General features: G+C 73.3%; 5 protein-coding genes. All 5 read right to left on the bottom strand.

Features of this window, described 5'->3' with window-relative positions; all coding sequences use genetic code 11:
- Window positions 1-36: 36 nt before the first annotated feature.
- Window positions 37-780 carry a transposase gene (locus ACFWZ5_RS09025; RefSeq protein ID WP_384785491.1) on the bottom strand — a complete coding sequence of 248 codons (744 nt, stop codon included), beginning with the start codon at window positions 778-780 and terminating at the stop codon, window positions 37-39.
- A 429-nt stretch (window positions 781-1,209) separates the two neighbouring features.
- The gene (locus tag ACFWZ5_RS09020; protein ID WP_384785494.1) at window positions 1,210-2,256 is read right to left on the bottom strand and encodes an LLM class flavin-dependent oxidoreductase; all 1,047 of its coding nucleotides are present in this window, start codon (window positions 2,254-2,256) and stop codon (window positions 1,210-1,212) included.
- Between the two features lie 63 nt (window positions 2,257-2,319).
- On the bottom strand, window positions 2,320-2,862 hold the full coding sequence (locus ACFWZ5_RS09015) for a dihydrofolate reductase family protein (RefSeq protein WP_384785497.1): 543 nt from the start codon (window positions 2,860-2,862) through the stop codon (window positions 2,320-2,322).
- A 56-nt stretch (window positions 2,863-2,918) separates the two neighbouring features.
- Window positions 2,919-9,836: an amino acid adenylation domain-containing protein gene (locus tag ACFWZ5_RS09010; RefSeq protein ID WP_384785499.1), complete on the bottom strand. Its 6,918-nt coding sequence runs from the start codon at window positions 9,834-9,836 to the stop codon at window positions 2,919-2,921.
- A gap of 14 nt (window positions 9,837-9,850) precedes the next feature.
- Window positions 9,851-19,507: an amino acid adenylation domain-containing protein gene (locus ACFWZ5_RS09005; protein WP_384785502.1), complete on the bottom strand. Its 9,657-nt coding sequence runs from the start codon at window positions 19,505-19,507 to the stop codon at window positions 9,851-9,853.
- Window positions 19,508-19,616 lie beyond the last annotated feature (109 nt).

Here is a 19,616-nt window from a genome sequence, read left to right as displayed (position 1 = left end):
CTGGACCCGTCGGGCACGGCGGTTGCCTGTGAAATGTCAGCGGGCGGTCACCTCGCCGCGGAGCCGGGGCTCACCACGGAGAAGATACTCGCGGCCGCCGAGGAGCAGATGGGTATCTCCCTGCCTGGGGACCTGCGGACGTGGCTGTTGCAGAGCGATCTGGATCTTCAGGACACCGGCCGGGCGCCGTATGCGAGCCGTCGCGAGGAGCTGGTCGAGATCGGTGTCGCGGAAGCGGCGGACGGTCTTGCGGTCCAGGTGCAGACGCCGGGTGACGGCGCTGACCGTCCAACCGGCGTCCATGAGCCGGTGGATGTCCTCGTACCGATGGCGAGTGCGTTCGATCATCTGGGTGCGGGGCAGTTCTAGCGGCGGCAGTTCGATGAGCGGAGGCTGCAGCGGTATCCGGGCCGTCTCGGTGTCGGCACGTTTATGCAGGCAGGAACGGTGCTGGTGACAGGTCTTCGGCACGGCGGCGGCTGGATTCTGGAGCAGGTGCCAGCGGTCGGCCACCTCGCGGGCGCGGGGTGCTGCCTCCTTGACGGCTCGGCTGTACCCGCTGTCCCGGTCCCGGCACACGATCTCGGTCCCGGGATGTGCCGTCAGCCAAGCAACGAGGGTCTCGCTGGTGCGGTACGGCAGGAGGTCGATCACGGTCGAGGACTCCCCATCGATGAATACGGTCCCGTAGGTCCGCGACCACCGGAAGGCGAAGTCGTCGACGCCGAGTACACGCGGCGCCCGGTCCGGCACCGGCGGCGCGCGCAGCAGACCCAGCATCGGATACATGGAAAGCCGTCGTTCATAGCGGCTGTGCACACGATGAGACAGGACCGAGCAGTCGGTACAGGCCAACTCCCTTACGCCTCACCGAGCTTGCACTTCACCCAGCGCATTCGTCTCAGTGACGCCCTCCGGCACCCGTCCGACCACCTGCGGCAGCAGGAGCTCCCCGAGAAGGGATACCTCCCGCATGACCAGGGCATTCCCGCCCCGGCATGAGATCGCTACCGGCAGACGATCGTGACCATCACGAGATTTCGACCAGAGCCGTCTTCAACGAGCCCCATCGACCCGGCGGCCGGCCGCGCACAGCAGCCTCCTGCCGGGGGGCGAGCCCGCACGGACAGCCTGCCCGCCACCACTCCGAGCGGCCCGAGCGGCCCGAGCGGCCCGCCGGAGGATCCGGTGGCCGCTCTTCGCCGGGTGTCAGGCCAGCAGCCGTGCGAGCTCGGCCATTTCGGTCTCGGGGTCCACAACGGGCTGGAGCACCAGCTCGTCGACCCCCGCCTTCTCCAGCACGCTGATCCGCTCGGTGACCTCGCCCCTGGTACCGACCAGACCGAACCTGTCCACCAGCGAGGGCACGATCAGCTCGCGGTCCTCGGGGGACAGACGGCCCAGATAGTTGCGGTAGAGCGCCTGGTGAAACCTGGGATCGGCGGGGGTGGTGCCGCGCAACTCCAGCAGACGGCCGACAGCCGCAGCCTCCTGTGCAGGCAGGGCCGCACGGAAAGCAGGGTTCTCCGCGCCGAGAATCAGCGCGCTCAGCGCGATGTGCCCCACCGAGTCCTGGACTCGATCCCCGTAGCGGTCCTCGCCGTCGGCCAGGACATGCACACAGGACATCAGATACGAACGCACCGTCCCGGCACTGCCCGCCTCCCGCGCCGCCGCCCGCCGGGTCCGGCCCAGTGCGGACCAGGCCTCGGGATCATGCAGCGCGAAGGAAATCAGCCCCGCACCGAGCCGGCCGGCCACCGCGGCCACCTTCGGACCGAACGCCGCCACCACGAACTCCACCGGATCCGCGGTGTTCACATACCGCCCCTCATGCAAGAACCGCACCCTGCTGGAACGGGTCCCCTCCCGGTAGAGCGCCTCACGGCCCGCGGTGAGATCCTGCAGAGCTGCCGTGAACGACTCCAGCTCCGCCACCCTCGCCGGCCCCATGCCCAGCGTCCGCCGCGCCGTGTTCCCGGTACCGACCCCGCACACGATCCGGCCGGGAGCCAGCGCATTGAGGCTGCCGATGGCCGCCGCAGCGGCAGGCGCGGAACGCAGCGCCGGCGACGTGACACCGATCCCGAGCCTGATCCGACGGGTGGACCGCGCACACAGCGCGAGACTCACAAACGGATCACCATGAACCATCGGCGAGTCATACACCCAGAAACTGTCAAAACCCAGCTCCTCCGCCCGGACAGCCAAACGTTCCACACCCGGCCCCGCCGCCGCGACAATACCGACCCGCATCCCAACTCCCCTTCACCGCCGAAGGAGGTGACAGAACCACCCCCGCTGCCATTCCCCGCCCACCTACTTCCGTACGCGGAAGCGGAGCATCGTGGCAGCGCCCAACTGGGTGTTATTGAAGGGTTCGAGGTCGATCCTGTCGAGGCTCGGTGGCGAGAAGCGGACGCCGTCGCCGAGCAGCACCGGCAGGACGTACACCAGAATCTCGTCGACGAGCCCGCGCCGCAGGCATTGGGCGGCCAGGTCGGCACCGAGGATCTCCAGGTTCTTGCCGCCCGCGGCGCCGCGTGCCGTGGCGACGGCTTCCTCGATGTCGCAGGTGAGGAACGTGACGGCAGGGTCCGGCTCGTCGGGAGGCTCGTGGGTGAGGACGAACAGCTCTCCCCCGTCGTAGGGGGTGCCCTGGGCGGCCATGCGCTTGCCGACCTCGTACGTGTTCCGGCCGATGAGCATGGCGCCCGTGGCCGCCATGACCTCCGGGACCGCGTCCGCGGTCAGGTACTCGGCGATCCAGCCCATCTCGTCGCCAGGGCCGGCAATGAACCCGTCCAGCGACATCGCCCTGTTCACGACCACTTTGCCGGTGCCCATGTCCACATCACTCATGCGTCTTCTCCCAGGGTCCTGGAGGCCAGAGGCCGCATCATAGTGCCGGGCCGCGCCTACCCGTCGACGTGCGCGGGCCCGCCCGGTGCCACCCCGTTCAGCTCGGTGAACGCCTCGGCGAGGTGGTCGGCGAAGGCGGTCATCTCGGCGGTGTCGTACCGACCGTGGTGGACCAGCGTGATCTCCAGGACGCCGTCCATGATCGCCGTGATGACCATGATCGGATGGATCTCGAGGAGCGATCGCTGTTCGACGGGAAGCGGCGACTGCCTGATCTGCAGGGCCCCGTCGCCGACCTTGATGGCGTGGCTGCCGCTGACCTTGTGCTCGACGCACACCAGGGGCTCCGCCAGCTCCCGCAGCCGTGCGACAGCGGCCGTGCGCGGGCTCAGTTCGCGCAGGATGCCGAAGCCGACGCCGTCGTGCGGGACGGCGCGCAGCGCGTCGACCACGCCGGGCAGTGCGTCGGGGACGCGGGCGCCGGGCTCCACGGGAAGCAGCGCCGGGAAGGAGTTGGTGAACCAGCCCAGGGACCTGGACCGGTCCGAAGGGCGGTACGGGTTCGGCGTGCCGTGGCCCACGGTGGTCAGGAAGGCGTGCGACTGTCCGCGCCACCGGGCCCACGCGCAGGCCACGGCTGCCAGTGCCGCCTCCCGGCTCTCCGGGCCGGAGACGGTGAGCGGGGCCGCGAACGCGTCGGCGGGCACCTGCCTTTGGATGAGGCCGGGGTCGGCGGCGGGCGGCTCGGCCTCCGGAACGTCGTTCCCCGCCTGGCCCGCGCCCAGCACGCTCGTCCAGTAGGTGAGCTCGCCCGCGAGCCGGTCGGACTGGGCCATGGTGTGCAGTCCCTGTGCCCAGGCGCGCCAGGCGGGCGGGCGGGTCTCCTGGCGGGGTGCGCCGGTGGCGGCGATGTCCGCCAGGGCCCCGTTGAGGTCTTCGAGCAGGGGGACGGTCGAGATCTCGTCGTACGCGAAGTGGTGGACGACGAGCAGCAGGAGGCCGGGGTGGTGCGGGCCCCGGCTGTAGAACTTGGCCTGGAGCAGCGGGCCGCGCGCGAGGTCCAGCTTGCCGATCAGCTTGTCCTTGTCGGCGTCCAGCAGGTCCAGTTCGTCCTCGGGGCCCAGCGGCGGCAGCACGGTGGTGTCGAGGAGCTCGGCGTGCTCGGCCGGTGCGCACTCCGCGCGCCAGCCGAGGCCGTTGTGCAGGAAGCGGTACCGCAACGGCTCGTGCAGCTCCACGAGATGGGTCAGCGCCGTACGGACGGCGTCGGCCGTGACGCCGGGCGCGGCCTCCAGGACCTCGACCGTGACGAAGTCCGTGGGCGCCTCGTCCGTGCCGTCGAGGAGGCGGTGGATCAGGGGGGTGAGAGGGAGGGGGCCGGAGGGGGTGGGGTCGTGCGGGGGCAGGTCCGTCGGGGTCCCGTTCCGTGCGGCCCCGGCGGCGGTGGCCGCGTTCCCCGCGCTGGCCGCCTCGGCGAGCCCGCGCAGCGTCGGGTGGCGCAGCACGTCCTGGGGTGTGACGGAGACCCCGGCGCGGGCGGCCCTCGCGGCGACCCCCACGCTGAGGACGGAGTCGCCGCCGATCTGGAAGAAGTTGTCCTCGGGCCGGATGCTGTCGCGGCCGAGCAAGCCGGACCAGATCCCGGCGAGCACCTGCTCGGCCTCGGTCACGGACAGGGCGGGGGGCGGGAGTTCGGCAGGCGGCATGGTCGGCTCCTGGGATTGCGGGGATTCCTGGCGCAGGCTGCGGCGGTCGAGCTTGCCGTTGGTGTTCTTGGGCAGGGCGGTGTGCATCACGACGCGGGCGGGGACCATGTGCGGCGGGAGCCGCTCGGCCAGGGCGGCGAGCAGTTCGGCCTCGCCGGGCAGCGCGTCCCCCGCGACATGGGCGACCAGGCGCAGTGAGCCGGACGTCTGTCGTTCGGGCACGACTAGGGCCTCGCGCACGCCTGTCCGCGTCACCAGGACCCGTTCGATCTCGGCGGGTTCGATACGGAATCCGCGCAGGCTGATCTGGTCGTCGGCGCGGCCGTGCACGGTGAGGGTGCCGTCCGGCCTGCGGCTCGCGAGATCGCCGGTGCGGTACATCCGCGAGCCCGGCGGGCCGAACGGGTCGGCCACGAAACGGGCCGCGGTGAGTCCGGGAAGCCGGTGGTAGCCGCGCCCCACGGACGCGCCCGCGACATAGAGCTCGCCGGTGTCCGCCGGGCGGCCGCGCTCGTCGAGGACATAGGCGTCGGAGCCCGCGATCGGGTGGCCGATGTCCGGGGCCGCGCTGCCCGAGGCCGCGACGCGGGACCAGGTGCAGACGATGGCGCACTCGGTCGGCCCGTAGAGGTTGAGCACGTCGAACGGCAGCCCCGCGGGCGGGCGTACGCGCAGCTGGTCGCCGCCGGTCCCCAGGGCGCGCAGGGCGAGTCCGGGGACGGGGGCGTACTCGCGGAACAGCAGTTCCACCTTCGGTGTGGACAGCAGGGCCACGGTGACCTGGCGCTCCGCCAGCCAGCCGAGCAGGTGCTGGGGGGTCTGGGACTCGGGAAGGAAGTGGAGGGTGGCGCCGTGGCTGAGGGTGCCGAGGATCTCCATGATGGCGGCGTCGAATCCGGGCGCCGAGCCCTGTGCCACCTGGTCGGAGGGGGAGAGCCGCAGCATGTCCCCGTACCGGCGCAGCAGGTTCATCAGGCTGTGGTGCTCGATCTCGCAGCCGTGGGGCCGTCCCGTCGAGCCGGAGGTGTACGCGACGTAGGCCAGCCCCTGGGCGGTCTCCGGCGCGGCGTCCTCGCCTCTTGTGCCGTGGTCCGGCAGTACGGTCACGTCGTCGCCCTCGACCAGGACCGTGGCCCGCAGTTCGGACAGGATGGCGGCCCTGCGTGCCTCGGGGGCCGCGGGGTCGAGGCAGATGAACGCCGCGCCGAGGGCGTGTGCGGCGAGCATTCCCACGACCATGTCCGGGCCGCGGGGTGCGCACACCGGGATCAGGGGGCCCGCGCCGGACTGCCGCAGTCGCCCGGCGAGTTCCTCGGCGCGCCGGACGAGCTCGCCGTAGGAGATGCGGTGGGCCGCGTCCACGACGGCGGTCCGCTCGGGGGCGCGCTCGGCGTGCCGTGTGATGGCCTCCCACGCGGTGTCCGCGTGTGCGAGGGGATTCGTGTTCCTTCGGGGTGCGGCCTGGCCGATGGGGCGGTCCGGGTCGGCGAGGGCCGCGGCGATGATGTCCTGATAGAGGGCGCAGACGTCGCGCATGGTGGACTCGTCGAACAGGTCGACCGCGTACTCCAGATAGCCGCGCATCGGCCCCTCGTCCTGGTCGCCGATGCCGATCGTCAGGTCGACCTTGGCGGTGCCGGGGGCGATGCCTTCGCCGCTGTTGTCGTCGACGGGCGCGATGGTGAGGCCCGCCAGTTCCGGCGGGTGGGTGGCGGTGTTCTGGTGCGAGTAGGCGACGGTGAACAGCGGGTGCCGGGAGGCGTCGCGCGGCGGCTTCAGCGCGGCCACGAGGTCCGCGAACGGCACCTCCTCGTGGTCGAGGGCGCCGGCGACGGTGGCCTTGCAGCGCCGGACCAGCTCGCGGAACGTCATCCGCCCTTCAACCCTGGTGCGGAACGGCACCATGTTGTTGAAGTAGCCGATCAGCTCGTGGGTCGCCGGGTTGAGCCGTCCGGAGGTGGCGGAGCCGACCACGACGTCCTCGTGGCCCGCCCACAGGTGCAGCATCGCGTCGACGACGGCCAGCAGGGTGACGAAGGTCGTCACTCCTTCCTGGCGGCTGAACTCCCGTATCCCTTCGGTGTGTTCGGGGCTCAGCGTGAACTTGACCAGCGCTCCGGCGTGGGACTCCACCTCGGGGCGCGGCCGGTCGAGCGGCAGTTCGCGCGGGCGGAGATCCTTGAGGTGCGCGCGCCAGAACTCCAGGCCGCGCTCCCGCACCCCGGAGTCGAGCCGGGATCGCTGCCAGGCCGCGGCATCGGCGTACTGCACGGGCAGTTCGGGCAGCATCGGGGCCCGTCCGGCCAGGCGTGCGGCGTAGAACTCGGACAGGTCGCGGAAGAGGATCCGGGGCACCCAGCCGTCGAAGATGCTGTGGTGCCAGGTGAGGAGCAGCAGGTGGTCCTCGTCCGACACGGCGAAGAGGACGGCGCGCACCAGCGGGCCGCGGGCCAGGTCGAACGGCGTGGTCGCCTCGGCGTCCGCGAGCTCCCGCAGCCGCTTCTCCGGGTCCGCCGCCCCGCTCAGGTCCACCACCTTCAGCTTCAGTTCCGGCACGTCGGCGTACACCCGGGGCACGCCGTCGGCGTCGGCGGCGATCCGGGTGCGCAGCACCTCGTGCCGCCGCGCCAGGTCGGCGAGCGCGCCGCTCAGGGCCGGGACGTCCAGGGGGCCGTGCAGGCGCAGGTCGGCGGGGATGTTGTAGAGGGGGGTGCCCGGGGCGAGCTGGTCGAGGTACCAGAGCTGTTCCTGGCCGATGGAGGGGGGCAGCGGGCTTCCGGGCTCGCGCGGCAGCAGCGGGACCTTCCAGTCCACGGTCGGCCCATCGGCGCCGCGCCGCCTGCCGATGAGGGCCGCGAGCTCGTGCACCGTGCGGTGCTCATAGAGGTCGGCGAAGGTCAGTTTGACGGCGAAGCCGCGCTCGACCTCGCGCAGGAGGGTGATGCCGGCGATGGAGGTGCCGCCCAGAGCGAAGTAGTCCGAATCGCCCTGGACGTCCGGGGCTTTGAGCATCCGCCGCCACAGGTCCGCGATGGCCTGCTCGATCTCCGGGGCGTCCGGTGTGCTGGTGGCGGCCGCGGTACGTGTCGGGCTGTCGCCGTTCTCCGTGTCCTTGCGGGGCGCCTCCTGTGGGCCGCACCAGCAGGACACGGGCTCGAAGGGGTAGGTCGGGGCCTCGATGCGGCGGACGTCGGCGCCCGCGTGATGTGCGTGCCAGTCGAGCGTCGCGCCCGCTTCGTACAGCCTCGACAGCGCGTCGAGGACGCCGCCGTCCGTGCCACCGTCCGTGCCACCGTCCGTGCCGCCGTCCGACAGGAGTCGCACGACGGTCAGCTCCGGCTCCTCTGCGGCGATCGCCCGCGACAGGGCGCCGTCCGCGCCCATCTCGAGGAGTACCGCGCCCTCGGCGAGGAAGCCGCGCACCGCGCGCCGCAGACCCCGCGGGTCGACCTCGGCGGTCGGGGGCGTGTCGGCGGCGAGCCGGACCGCCTCGTCCTCGCTGATCCGGTCCCGGAGGAGGCGCACCACCAGGTTCCCCGGGCCGGAGCCGACCATCCGGGACTCGTGCAGGCCGAGTCCGCCGACCAGTTCGTACAAGGCCCGGTGGCGCAGGAGCTGCCCCGCCGCCTCCCGGTCCAGCGAGGGGAAGGCGGCGCACAGCCGGTGCCAGGTCGCGTCGTCCAGCTGCGTGTCGCCGGAGAACAGCAGCACCACCGGCACCTCGGGCGCGGCGGGCCGTTCCGGCGGGACGGCCGTGCGCAGCGCCTCGGCCAGCTCGCGAGTGTCGTGCACGGCTCGGGCCCAGCGGAACGGGTGGTCGTCCCGGCCCGCGTTCAGGGCGAACGCGACATCGGCCAGGTCGTGTTCGGTGTGCTCCAGGAACTCCGTGAGGTGTGCGGCGTAACGGCCGAGCGCGGCGGGGGACTTCGCGGAGAGCGTGACCAGGTGCGGTGGGCCACTGGGCGTCTGCGCACGCGGCGACGGCCGCGGTGCCTCCTCGACGACGGCGTGCACATTGGTCCCCGTCAGCCCGAAGGAGCTCAGTCCGGCCCGCCGGGGCCCCTCCTCGGGGGCGGGCCAGGGTGCTGTCCGTGTCCGTACGTTCAGCTGGTCCGCGCGCTCGATCAGCGGGTTCGGCGTGCTGAAGTGGACGGTCGGATAGAGCGTCGCGTGACGCAGCGCGGCCAGGACCTTGAAGAGGCCGGCCATGCCCGCCGCGTGGTCCAGATGCCCGAAGTTGCCCTTGACCGCGCCGATGTCGAGCGGCGCGCCGGGCCGCCCGCCGCTCGCCGCGAGGGCCCGGCGCAGCCCGTCCGCCTCGACGACGTCGCCGAGCTGGGTGCCGGAGCCGTGACACTCGACATAGCCCGCCGAGCCGGGGGCGGCCCCTGCGTCCCGCCACGCCTCGACGATGACGTCGGCCTGGGCGGTCGAGCTGGGGGCGCTCATGCTGGTGGCCCCGGCGCCGTTGTGGTTGACGGCGATGCCGCGCAGCACGGCGTGGATGTGGTCCCCGTCAGCGACCGCCTCGGACAGCCGCTTGAGGACGACGTAGCCGCCGCCCTCCCCGCCTGTGGTGCCGTCGGCCTTCGCGTCGAACGGGCGGCACACCCCCTCCTGCGACATCACGCCGAGCAGCGGGTCATGGCCCTGTGCGGGGTGCAGCACCGACTGGACGCTGAGCCCGCCGGAGACCGCGAGGTCGCACTGGCGCGTGCGCAGCTTCTCGACGGCCAGCTCCAGCGCGCTCAGGCTGCCGCTGCACGCGGTGTCGACGACGAGGGCGGGCCCCGCGAAGTCGAAGAGATACGCGATGCGGGCGGCCAGCGCGGCCGGCAGCGAGCCCAGGATCTGCTGCGGAGCGTCCTCCGCGTACAGCTGTGTGTACGAGGGTTCCGGCGCGCTGACGATCACGGCGGTGCGGGAGCCGCGCAGCGCGGCGGGGGCGTAGCAGGCGTTTTCCAGCGCCTGGTGCACCAGCTGCAGGGTCAGCCGCTGGTGGGGGTCCATCAGTTCGGCCTCGCCCAGAGAGATGCCGAAGAAGGCGTGGTCGAAGAGGTCTATGCGGTCCAGATAGCCCAGGGCCTCGTAGTCGGTCCCCGGGTGGCCGCCCGCGTACGTGACTCGGTCGGCGTCCGGCGCCCGTACGCTGTCCCGGCCCGTGGCGAGGTTGCCGTGCAGCAGCTCCAGCGTGTCCGCGTCCGGCAGCGCGAACGCGGTCCCGATGATCGCGACAGCTTCCCGGTTCTCCCGGCCGTCTCGGCCCATCCCGTGCCCCCGTTTCACAGTTCGTAGTCGTCGTGATCGTGGTCGTTCCCGTGCGGGTCCGCGGGCGGGTCGCCGCGGTGCCGCCCCGGGCGCTCGCCGTCGTCGGCGGGCCCGGCGCGGCGCAGGTCCAGGCGGGCGGCCATCTCCTCGATGGTCGAGTGCGCGAGGAGCTCGGCCATGCTCAACCCGGGCAGCCGGTCGGCGAGTTGGATGAGGGTGAGCGAGGAGCCGCCGGCTTCGAAGAACTTCTCCCGGATCCCGACCCGCGCCCTGCCGAGCAGTCCGGTCCACGCCTCGGCGACGGTCCGCTCGCTGTCGGTGCGGGGCGGCAGGTACGTGGCGCCCACGGGAGCCTCGGGCGAGGGCAGGGCCCGGCGGTCCACCTTGCCGTACGGGGTCAGGGGCAGCCGGTCCAGCGGGACGAACACCGTGGGAATCATCTGTTCCGGCAGGTGTACGGCCAGGTGTTCCCGCAGCTCTCCCGGCGTCGGCGGGGTCGTGGCCACCACGTACGCCACCAGATGCCGCGCCGGGCCCTCCCCTGCGCTGACCACGCACGCCTGCGCCACTTCGGGGTGGGCGGTGAGTGCGGCCTCCACCTCGCCGAACTCCACGCGTACGCCGCGCACCTTCACTTGGCCGTCGGACCGGCCGACGAAGTGGAGGGTGCCGTCGGGGGCCCAGCGCACCAGGTCGCCCGTGCGGTACATCCGCTCGCCCGGCTCCCCGAACGGGCAGGCCACGAAGTGACCGGCGGTCAGCCCGCTCCGGCCCAGATACCCGCGCGCGAGGCCGCCCCCCGCGAGGTGGAGCTCGCCGACGACGCCCACCGGAACCGGCCGTAGCCGCGCGTCGAGGACGAAGCACCGCGTGCCCGCGAAGGGCCTGCCGAGCGGCGGCGTGGTGCGCCCCGAAAGCGGCGTGCTCATCACCGAGCCCACGGTCGCCTCGGTCGGCCCGTACCCGTTGAGCAGCCGCCCCCTGCGCGACCAGCTCTCCACCGTCTCGCCCGGCAGGGCCTCGCCGACCGCGAACACGGTCACTCCGGGTACGGATGCGGCGGGCAGGGTCGCCAGGACGGCGGGCGGTGCGGCGACATGGGTGACACCGCGCTCCCTGATGGTGTCGGCCAGTACCGGCAGTGGTTCCGGCGGGGCCAGCACGAGGGCGGCCCCGGTGAGCAGCGCCGTGGTGAGGTCGAAGAACGCGGTGTCCCAGCCGACCGAGAGCCACTGGAGCACTCTGCTGCCGGGCCCGATGTCGCCGTGCTGTCGCGCGGTGGCGACCAGGTTCGCGACGCCGCGGTGGGTGAGGACGGCGCCTTTGGGACGCCCTGTGGAGCCGGAGGTGTACATCACGTAGGCGGCGTGGTCGAGGCGGTCCCGCCGCTGCGGGGGCGTGTCCGGGTGGCGGTCCCGCGCCTGTGGGGCGGTGTCCGGGTGGCGGTCCCGAAGAGGCGCGGCCGTGTCCGGGTGGCGGTCCCCCACGCCCGTCCCGTCGAGGCCGAGGAAGAGCACGGGCGCGTCCGGCTCCCACCCTGTGCCCTCGGGCAGCACTACCAGTGTGGCGCCCGCGTCGGCCAGCATCCACGCGCGCCGCTCGGCGGGGTGGTCCGGGTCGAGCGGCAGTGTCGCGGCCCCGGCCTTCCACACCGCCAGCTGGGCCGTCACCAGGGCGATGCTGCGGGGCAGGCACACGCCGACGACCGACTCGGGTCCGATGCCGCGCGCAGCGAGCGCGTGGGCCAGGCGGTTGGCCCTTCGGTCGAGTTCCGCGTAGCTCACCTGCTCGGCGCCGTCGTGGCTGAGCACGGCGGGCGCGTCCGGGTGGCGGCGGGCCTGCTCGGCGAACAGCTCGTGGACGGTGCCGGGCCGGTCGGGGGTGAGAGGGGAGCGGGTCCAGTCCCCGAGCACCTGCGCTCGCTCCTCGTCGGGCAGGACGGGCAGGTCGCCGACGCTTCGGTGCGGCTGCTCGGCCATGCCGCGCAGCACGGTGCGCAGCCGTCCCGCCAGCCGCTCGACGGTGGCGGCGTCGAAGAGCTCGGGGTCGTAGAACAGGTGCAGCGCCAGTTCGTCGCCCGGTTGGGCGATCAGGCCGAGCGGATAGTTGGTGGTGTCGTCGCCGTCAAGGTCGGCCACGCGGACCTCGCCGTGCCGGACGTCCGCCGGGTCGCCGGGGTAGTTCTCGAACGCGACCGCGCTGTCGAACAGGCGGGTCCCGGCGGGCACTTCGCTGTGGGCCTGCTGCCGCGCCAGCGGGTAGTGGGCGAACTCCCGTGCCGCCGCCTGCTCCTCCTGGAGCCGGGCCAGCCAGTCGAGGGTGTCGGCCGTGGGGTCGACGGCGACCCGCACCGGCACGGTGTTGATCAGCGGTCCGCTGATCGTCTCCACGCCGGGGACGGCCGAGGGGCGGCTGGAGACCGTGGTGCCGAACAGCACCTCGTCCACTCCGGCGTGCCGGGCGAGGAGCACCGCCCAGGCCGCCTGGACGACCGTGCTGACGGTCAGCCGGTGGCGCCGCGCGAAGGCTCCGATGTCCAGGGTGTCCGGCAGTTGGACGACGCAGGTGCGGACCTCGCTGGTGGGCCGCGCCGCAGGGCGGTCGTAGGGCAGCGGAGTGGGCGTGTCGAACCCGGCGAGCGCCTCCCGCCAGTACGCCTCGGCGGCGTCGCCGTCCCTGGCGTCCTGCCCGTGCAGCCACTCCACGTACTCCCGGAACGGCCTGCACACCAGGGGCTCGGGCGCGTCCCCGCGGGTGAGCGCCGTGCAGGCGGCGAGGACCGCGTCCACGGTCCGGGTCATGCTCCACCCGTCGAGGAAGAGATGATGGGTCGTAAGCAGCACATGCGCCCGGCTGTCCGAGAGGCGCGAGATCGTCACCCGGAAGGGGAGGGGACGGCGCAGGTCGAGCCCTTCGGCGCGGTCCTCGTCCACCAGTCGTCGCAGCCGCGCACGCTGCTCGCCGGGCGGCAGTGGCCGCAGGTCGTGGTGTGTGATCCGGGGCTCCGCGCGGTGCACGACCTGCACCGGCTCGGCGAGCCCCGACCAGTGCACCGTGCTGCGCAGTACGGGGTGCGCCGCCACCACGCGCCGCCAGCCGTCGGCCAGCGCCCGCGGGTCCGTCACCCCGTCGAGGACGAGCGTGACCCGGCGGGCGTAGACATCGGCCCCGTCGCCGCTCAGCGAGTGGTACAGCATCCCGGACTGAAGGGGCGTCAGCGGATACACGTCCTCCACCGCACGCCCGTCGCCGACCAGCGCGTCGACCTGCGCCTGGTCGAGCGCGGCGAGCGGGAAGTCCGATGGCGTGCGCCCGCCGCTGCCGGGCGCCAGGCAGTGCGCGGTGAGCGCGCGCAGCGCGGCGAGCGTGCCGCCGGCGAGCCGCCGGATCTCCGGCCCGTCGTAGGTGTCGCGGGAGTAGTCCCAGGTGAAGACGAGTTCGCCGCCGGTGGTCTCGGCTGTCACCTCGAGGTCGAACGGGCGGTTCTCGTCCGGGTGGATGCCGTCGGCGAGCGGGAACTCCCGTCCGCTGTAGCAGCCGCCGCGGGCGTCCAGGGGCGCGAACTGGCCGAGGTAGTTGAAGTTGACGTGCGGCCGGGGTCCGCGCAGTGCGTCGCTCCGGCCCAGGTAGCGCAGCGCGTCATGGCCGAGGCCGTTGCGGGGTACGGCCCGCAGCTGCTCCTTGACGGCCTTGAGGGCGGGGCCCCAGTCTGCGACGTCCGCCGTGTCCGCCGCTGCGGACGGCTCCGGCAGCTCGATGGTCACCGGGAACTGGGTGGTGAACCAGCCGACCGTACGGGAGGTGTCCACGCCGTCGAAGAGCTGCTCCCTGCCGTGGCCCTCCAGGTTGATCGTGACGGGCCCCGGGCCGAGCACCCGCGCCAGCGCGGCCAGCAGGACGTCGTTCGGCCGGGTGCGGTAGGCGGCGGGCACCTCGCGCAGCAGCGCCGCGGTCTCCTCCCGGCTCAGCCGGGCGGTGACGACATCGCCGGTGCTGGCCTTGGGGGAGACGACATCGCCGGTGCTGACCTTGGCGGGGTCGGACGGGGCCGCGGGCGGGAGCCGGACGCCGGTCCAGTACGGCAGCTCGGCGTCGAGCCCGCCGGAGGCGACGTACGCGTTGAGCCGCCGCGCCCAGTCGGGGAACGACGTGGTCTTCGGACCGAGGTCGATCGGGCCGCCCTCGACGGCCTGGAGGTAGGCGGTGCGCAGATCGTCCAGCAGGATCCGCCAGGAGACGCCGTCGACCACGAAGTGATGGGCCATCAGGAGCAGTCGCGGGTTGCGCGCCGGGCCGAGGCCGATGAGGACGGCCTTGAGGAGCGGTCCCCTGCGCAGGTCGAGCGCGGCTTCGGCGTGTGCGACGACGCCGGACAGGTCGGGCGAGGGGGACGGGTCGTCCGCCAGCTCGTCCCAGTTCTCGAAGACCTCGCTCCCTCCCCCTTCGCCCTCTTCTTCGACGGGCGCGATCCGCAGCCGCCAGGCCCCGTCGTCGGATCGTTCGGCTCGCGTCCGCAGCGCGTCGTGGTGGGCGACGAGCGCGTGCACGGCTGCCCTCAGGGCCGTCACGTCCACCCCGGCGGCCAGCTCGACGCAGCGGGGCATGGTGTAGCGGTCGGGGCACACGGTCAGGTTCTCGAAGAACCAGTGCTGGATCGGGGTGAGCGGGAACGGCCCCGCCAGGGAGGCGTCGTACGTGTCCGCCGCGGCGGACGCGGCGGGCCCTGCGGACTCGACGGACACGGCCCCGGCCAGCTCGCGGATCGTCTGCCGCTGGAAGATGTCGCGCGACACGATCCGCATGCCCTGCCGGCCCAGTGCGGCGACCACCTGGACGCTGAGGATCGAGTCGCCGCCGAGCGCGAAGAAGTTGTCGTCGATCCCCACCCGTTCGACTCCGAGGACCGCCGCCCACGCCTGGGCCAGCGCGCTTTCCGTGCGGGTGCGCGGTGCCGCGAAGCGGGTTCCGGCGGCGGGCGGCGGCTTCGGCAGAGCACGGCGGTCGACCTTGCCGCTCTGGTTGACGGGGAGCTCGTCGAGGACCACGAAGGCGGACGGCACCATGGGCGCGGGCAGCACCCGCCCGACGAGGCTCCGCAGGGCTTCGGGGGTCGGCACCTCGGCGGCCCGGCCGTCGGCGGCCTTTCTGTCGGTGGCGACGTAGGCCACGAGCCGCTCGCCCCTGGTCACCACCGCGACCGCGCCCACTCCGGGGTGGGTGGCGAGGACCGACTCGATCTCGCCCGGTTCGATCCGGAAGCCCCGCACCTTCACCTGGTGGTCGACCCGGCCCCGGAACTCGAGCGCCCCGTCGGCCCGTCGGCGGACCAGGTCCCCCGTGCGGTACATCCGCTCGCCGGGGGAGCACGGATCGGCCACGAAGCGCTCGGCGGTACGGCCGGGACCGCCCACGTACCCGCGCCCGACGCCGGGCCCGCCGATGTACAGCTCGCCGTCCATGCCGACCGGCACGGGCCGCAGATAGGGGTCGAGCACCTGGATGCGGGCGGTGCGGCCGGGGGTGCCGATCGGCACGACCCCCGGGACGGTGCCGGGGTCCGTGCCCGCGGGCAGCGTGTGCGCGGTGGCGTTGACGGTGGTCTCCGTGGGCCCGTACGCGTTCATGAACGTGCGCCCGGGCAGCCAGGCCGCCGCCAGCTCGGGCGGGCAGACGTCGCCGCCGACCACGACCGTGTCGACGCTCGGGACCTCGTCCGGGGGAACCGCGGCGAGCAGCGCGGGCGTCAGGACCAGCAGGGTCACGCCGTCGCGGCGGACCTGCTCGGCGAGGCTGAGCGCGCCGTCCCGCTCGCCCGCCTCGCTCAGGCACAGGGTCCCGCCGCAGAACAGCGTCGTCAGGGCCTGCCACAGCCCGCCGTCGAAGCAGACCGTCAGATGCAGCAGCGTCCTGGTGGCCGGGCCGAAGCCGAACGTGCGGCGGGTGTCCTCGACGACGAGCGCCAGAGAGCCATGGGTGATCATCACGCCCTTGGGGCGGCCGGTCGAGCCCGAGGTGTGGATGACGTACGCCAGATGCGACGGCCCCACCCCGGTGCGCGGCGGCGCGGCCGCCCGTGCCGTCGGCTCGGCCCCGCCCGGATCCAGGCAGGTCACGGTCGTTCCTGCGGGCAGCACGTCGTGGAGCGGCTCCCGGGTCAGCACGACCCGTGTGCCGGTGTCGCCGAGCAGCAGCGCGAGGCGCTCGGGCGGATACCGGGGGTCGAGGGGCACCATCACGCCCCCCGACTTGAGCACGGCGAGCAGCGCCACGATCAGGTCCGGAGAACGCTCCAGACAGATCCCGACGGGCGTCTCGGGGCCGACCCCGCACGCCACGAGCCGGTGGGCGAGGCCATTGGCGCGCTCCTCCAGGTCGCGGTACGTGAGCCGCGTCCCGTCGTGCAGCACGGCGGGCCGGTCGGGGGTCCGCCGCGCCCACTCCTCGAACCGCTCGTGGGCGCACGCGGACGCCGGTTCCAGGGACGGCACGGGCGGCGCCGGTTCCTCCCCGCCCATCGGCAGCCGCCGCAGCGGCCGTTCGGGATCGGCGGCGATCTCCGTCAGGAGCGCCGTCAACTGCCCGGTCAGCCGCCGCACCGTCGCGCCGTCGTAGAGGTCGGTGTTGTAGTTGGCGTACAGCCTCAGGCCGTCGCCCCGTTCGCGGAACTCCAGGACCAGGTCGAAGCCGGCCGCGACCGCGGGCAGTTCGACGTCCTCGGCGGTCAGACCGGCGAAGTCCCGCTCCCTCGCGAGCGCGTTCTGCATCACCACCATGGTGCTGACCAGCGGCGAGCGGGCCGGGTCGCGCTCCGGTGCCAGCTCACGCACCACCTGTTCGAACGGCACGTCCGCGTGCGCGACGGCGTCGAGCAGGGTGTCCCGGACCTGGTCGAGGAAGTCACCGAAGGGCTGCCGCTCGTCCACGGTGGAGCGGATCACGACCGTGTTGACGAAGTACCCGACCAGGTCGGCCCACTCGGCACGCCCCCGCCCCGACTCGGCGGTGCCGACGGCCACATCGGCCTGACGGCAGTGCCGGGAGAGGAGGAGCTGGCTGGCCGCCATCAGCGTCGTGAACAGGGTCACCCGCCGCGCCCGGCTGAGCTCCTTCAGCCGGTTGGTCACCGCGGCCGGAACCGTGGCCCACTCCGCGTCCCCCGCGGTACTGCGGGTGGCGGGGCGCGGCCGGTCCGTGGGCAGTTCGGTGGGCGTGAGCCCGTCAAGCCGCGCACGCCAGTAGGCGAGGTGACGATCGGCGTCGGCACCGGCCAGGTGTGCGCGCTGCCAGCGTGTGAAGTCCGCGTAGTGAGCGGTGAGCGGCGCCAGCGCGGCGGGCTCGCCGCGCACGGCGGCGGAGTAGCAGTGGGCGAGTTCCGACAGCAGTACCTCGTTGGCCCAGTCGTCGGTGATGAGGTGGTGCATCGTCAGTGCCAGGACGTGCTCCGCCGGTCCGAGCCGGACGAGCAGGGCGCGCAGCGGCGGTGCGGCCCGCAGGTCGAAGACCTTGCGGCACTCGTCGCGCAGCACCTGCTCCAGCGCGGCCTCCACGGACGGGTCGGCAGCGGCGCCCCGCAGGTCGACGCGCTCAAGGGCCACCTCGGCCGCACCCGGTTCAAGGACCACTTGCACGCCCTGCCCATCGACCTTCTGGAAGGTCGTACGCAGCGCGGCCTGCCGCGAGACCACCTCGGTCAGCGCGTCCCGCAGCGCCGTGACGTCCAGCGGGCCGGTCAGCCGAAGGGCCTTGCCGATGTTGTACTCGGCGCCCGGCGCGTAGTCGTGCAGAAACCACAGCGGCTGCTGCGCGAACGACAGCGGCAGGTGCCCGTGGGCGCCTCCTTCGGGCGGCGGCGCGCTCCGTTCGGGCGACCCGGCACGCTCGGCGGGTGCCAGCACGGCGGCCAGCTCAGCCAGCGTCGGCCTGTCGAACAGCGCGCGGTGCGGCCACACCGAGCCGAGCCGGGACCTGGCGAGGGACGCGGCCCGGATGCCGATGACGGAGTCGCCGCCCAGGTCGAAGAAGTTGTCCTCGGCGCCCACCCGGTCGACGCCGAGCACCTCGGCCCAGATCGCGGCGAGGTCCCGCTCGGCGGCGGTGCGCGGCGCGACGTACGCCGCCGACCGCTCCGGCGCGGGCAGCGCGCGCCGGTCCAGCTTGCCGTTGGGCAGCAGCGGCAGCCGGTCGAGTACGACGAACGCCGCGGGGACCATGTGCGCGGGCAGGCCGTCGGCGAGAAAGGCCCGCAGTTCCTCGCCGGTCGGGCGTGCGGGGGCGCCTTCGTCCGTCTGTGGCTCGACGTATCCGACGAGCCGCCGCCTGCCGTCATCGCCCGCGGTCACGGCGGCGCGCCGCACCCCGGGGTGCCGCAGCAGCGCGGCCTCGATCTCGCCGGGCTCGATCCGGAAACCGCGGATGCTCACCTGGTCGTCCGTACGGCCCAGAAACTCCAGGTTCCCGTCGTCGCCCCGGCGCACCCGGTCCCCGGTCCGGTACATCCGGGACCCGTCCGCCGCGAACGGATCGGCGACGAAGCGCCCGGCGGTCAGTGCCGCACGCCCGTGATAGCCGCGCGCGACCCCGCTCCCGCCCAGGTACAGCTCGCCCTCCTCCCCGTCCCGCACCGGCCGAAGCCCGGAGTCAAGGACGTGGGCGGCGGTGCGCGGAACGGGCCGCCCGATCGGCACGAACGGACCCCGTACGACCGGTACGCTCCCGGATCCGGGGCGAGCGCGCAGCACGCAGGAGTCGATGGTCGTCTCGGTCGTCCCGTACGCGTTGACCAGGACCGTGTCCGGGTGCAGCCGTCCGGCGAGCTCCTCGAAGTCCCGGGCGGGCCAGCCCTCCGAGCCGACCGAGAGCAGCCGCAGCGGCGGCATGCCGCGCCCGGCTCTCGCCGCCTCCCGCCCCCACTCGGTGGCGAGCCCCGGCAGCATCTCCACGGCCGTGCCCCCGTGCCGCTCGACGAGGTCGAGGAGCCGTGCGGGCTCGGTGACCGCCTCATCGGAGGCGATCACCAGACAGCCGCCCGTGAAGACGGACCGCAGCATGTCCGCGAGGAACAGGTCGACGGACAGGCTGGTGACCGACACGAAGCGCAACGGCTCGGCGCGCAGCCCGTACAACTCCTCCCAGGCCGCGCAGATATGGGCCAGCTGACGGTGTTCGACGGCGACGCCCTTGGGCGGTCCGGTGGAGCCGGACGTATAGATGACGTAGGCGAGATTCCCGGCTGCGGGGCGTGCCGATGGCGGCGCCAGGAGCGCCTCCCCGCCGGCTCCCCCGTCCTGGGCGCCGGACTTGTGGTCGAGGACCGTCAGCCCGGTGAGGCCGTCGAACAGCCCCGCCGGGCCCGGCTCGGCCACCACGACCGCCACGCCCGCGTCCTCGGCCATCCACCGCAGCCGGGCCTTCGGGTGCGCCGGGTCGAGCGGCACATAGGCCGCGCCGGACTTGAGGATGCCGAGCACGCCGACGGCCATCGCGGCGCCGCGCCCCACGCTGAGGCCCACAAGCCGCTCGGGGCCGGCTCCGTGTTCGGTCAGGGTCCGGGCCAGGGCACTGGACCGTCGGTCGAGCTCGGCGAACGACAACTGCTCGTCCTCCGCGATGACCGCGGGAGCATCCGGCGTCCGTGCTGCCCATTGCGCGAACAGGTTGAGCGGCTCGCCCACAAGACCTCCCACTAGCCCCACCGGCCACAGAACAGAACGCACGTTCCGCCATGGCGACAGGCCGCACAAGGCCTTTCAGTCGTGTGCGAATGTCTCAGCTTCGACGGCC

The organism is Streptomyces sp. NPDC059003, assembly GCF_042740445.1.
In the GTDB taxonomy this organism is placed as follows: Bacteria; Actinomycetota; Actinomycetes; order Streptomycetales; family Streptomycetaceae; genus Streptomyces.
The sequence above is the reverse complement of the archived record's forward strand: the minus strand, read 5'-3'. Positions and strand labels throughout refer to the sequence as shown.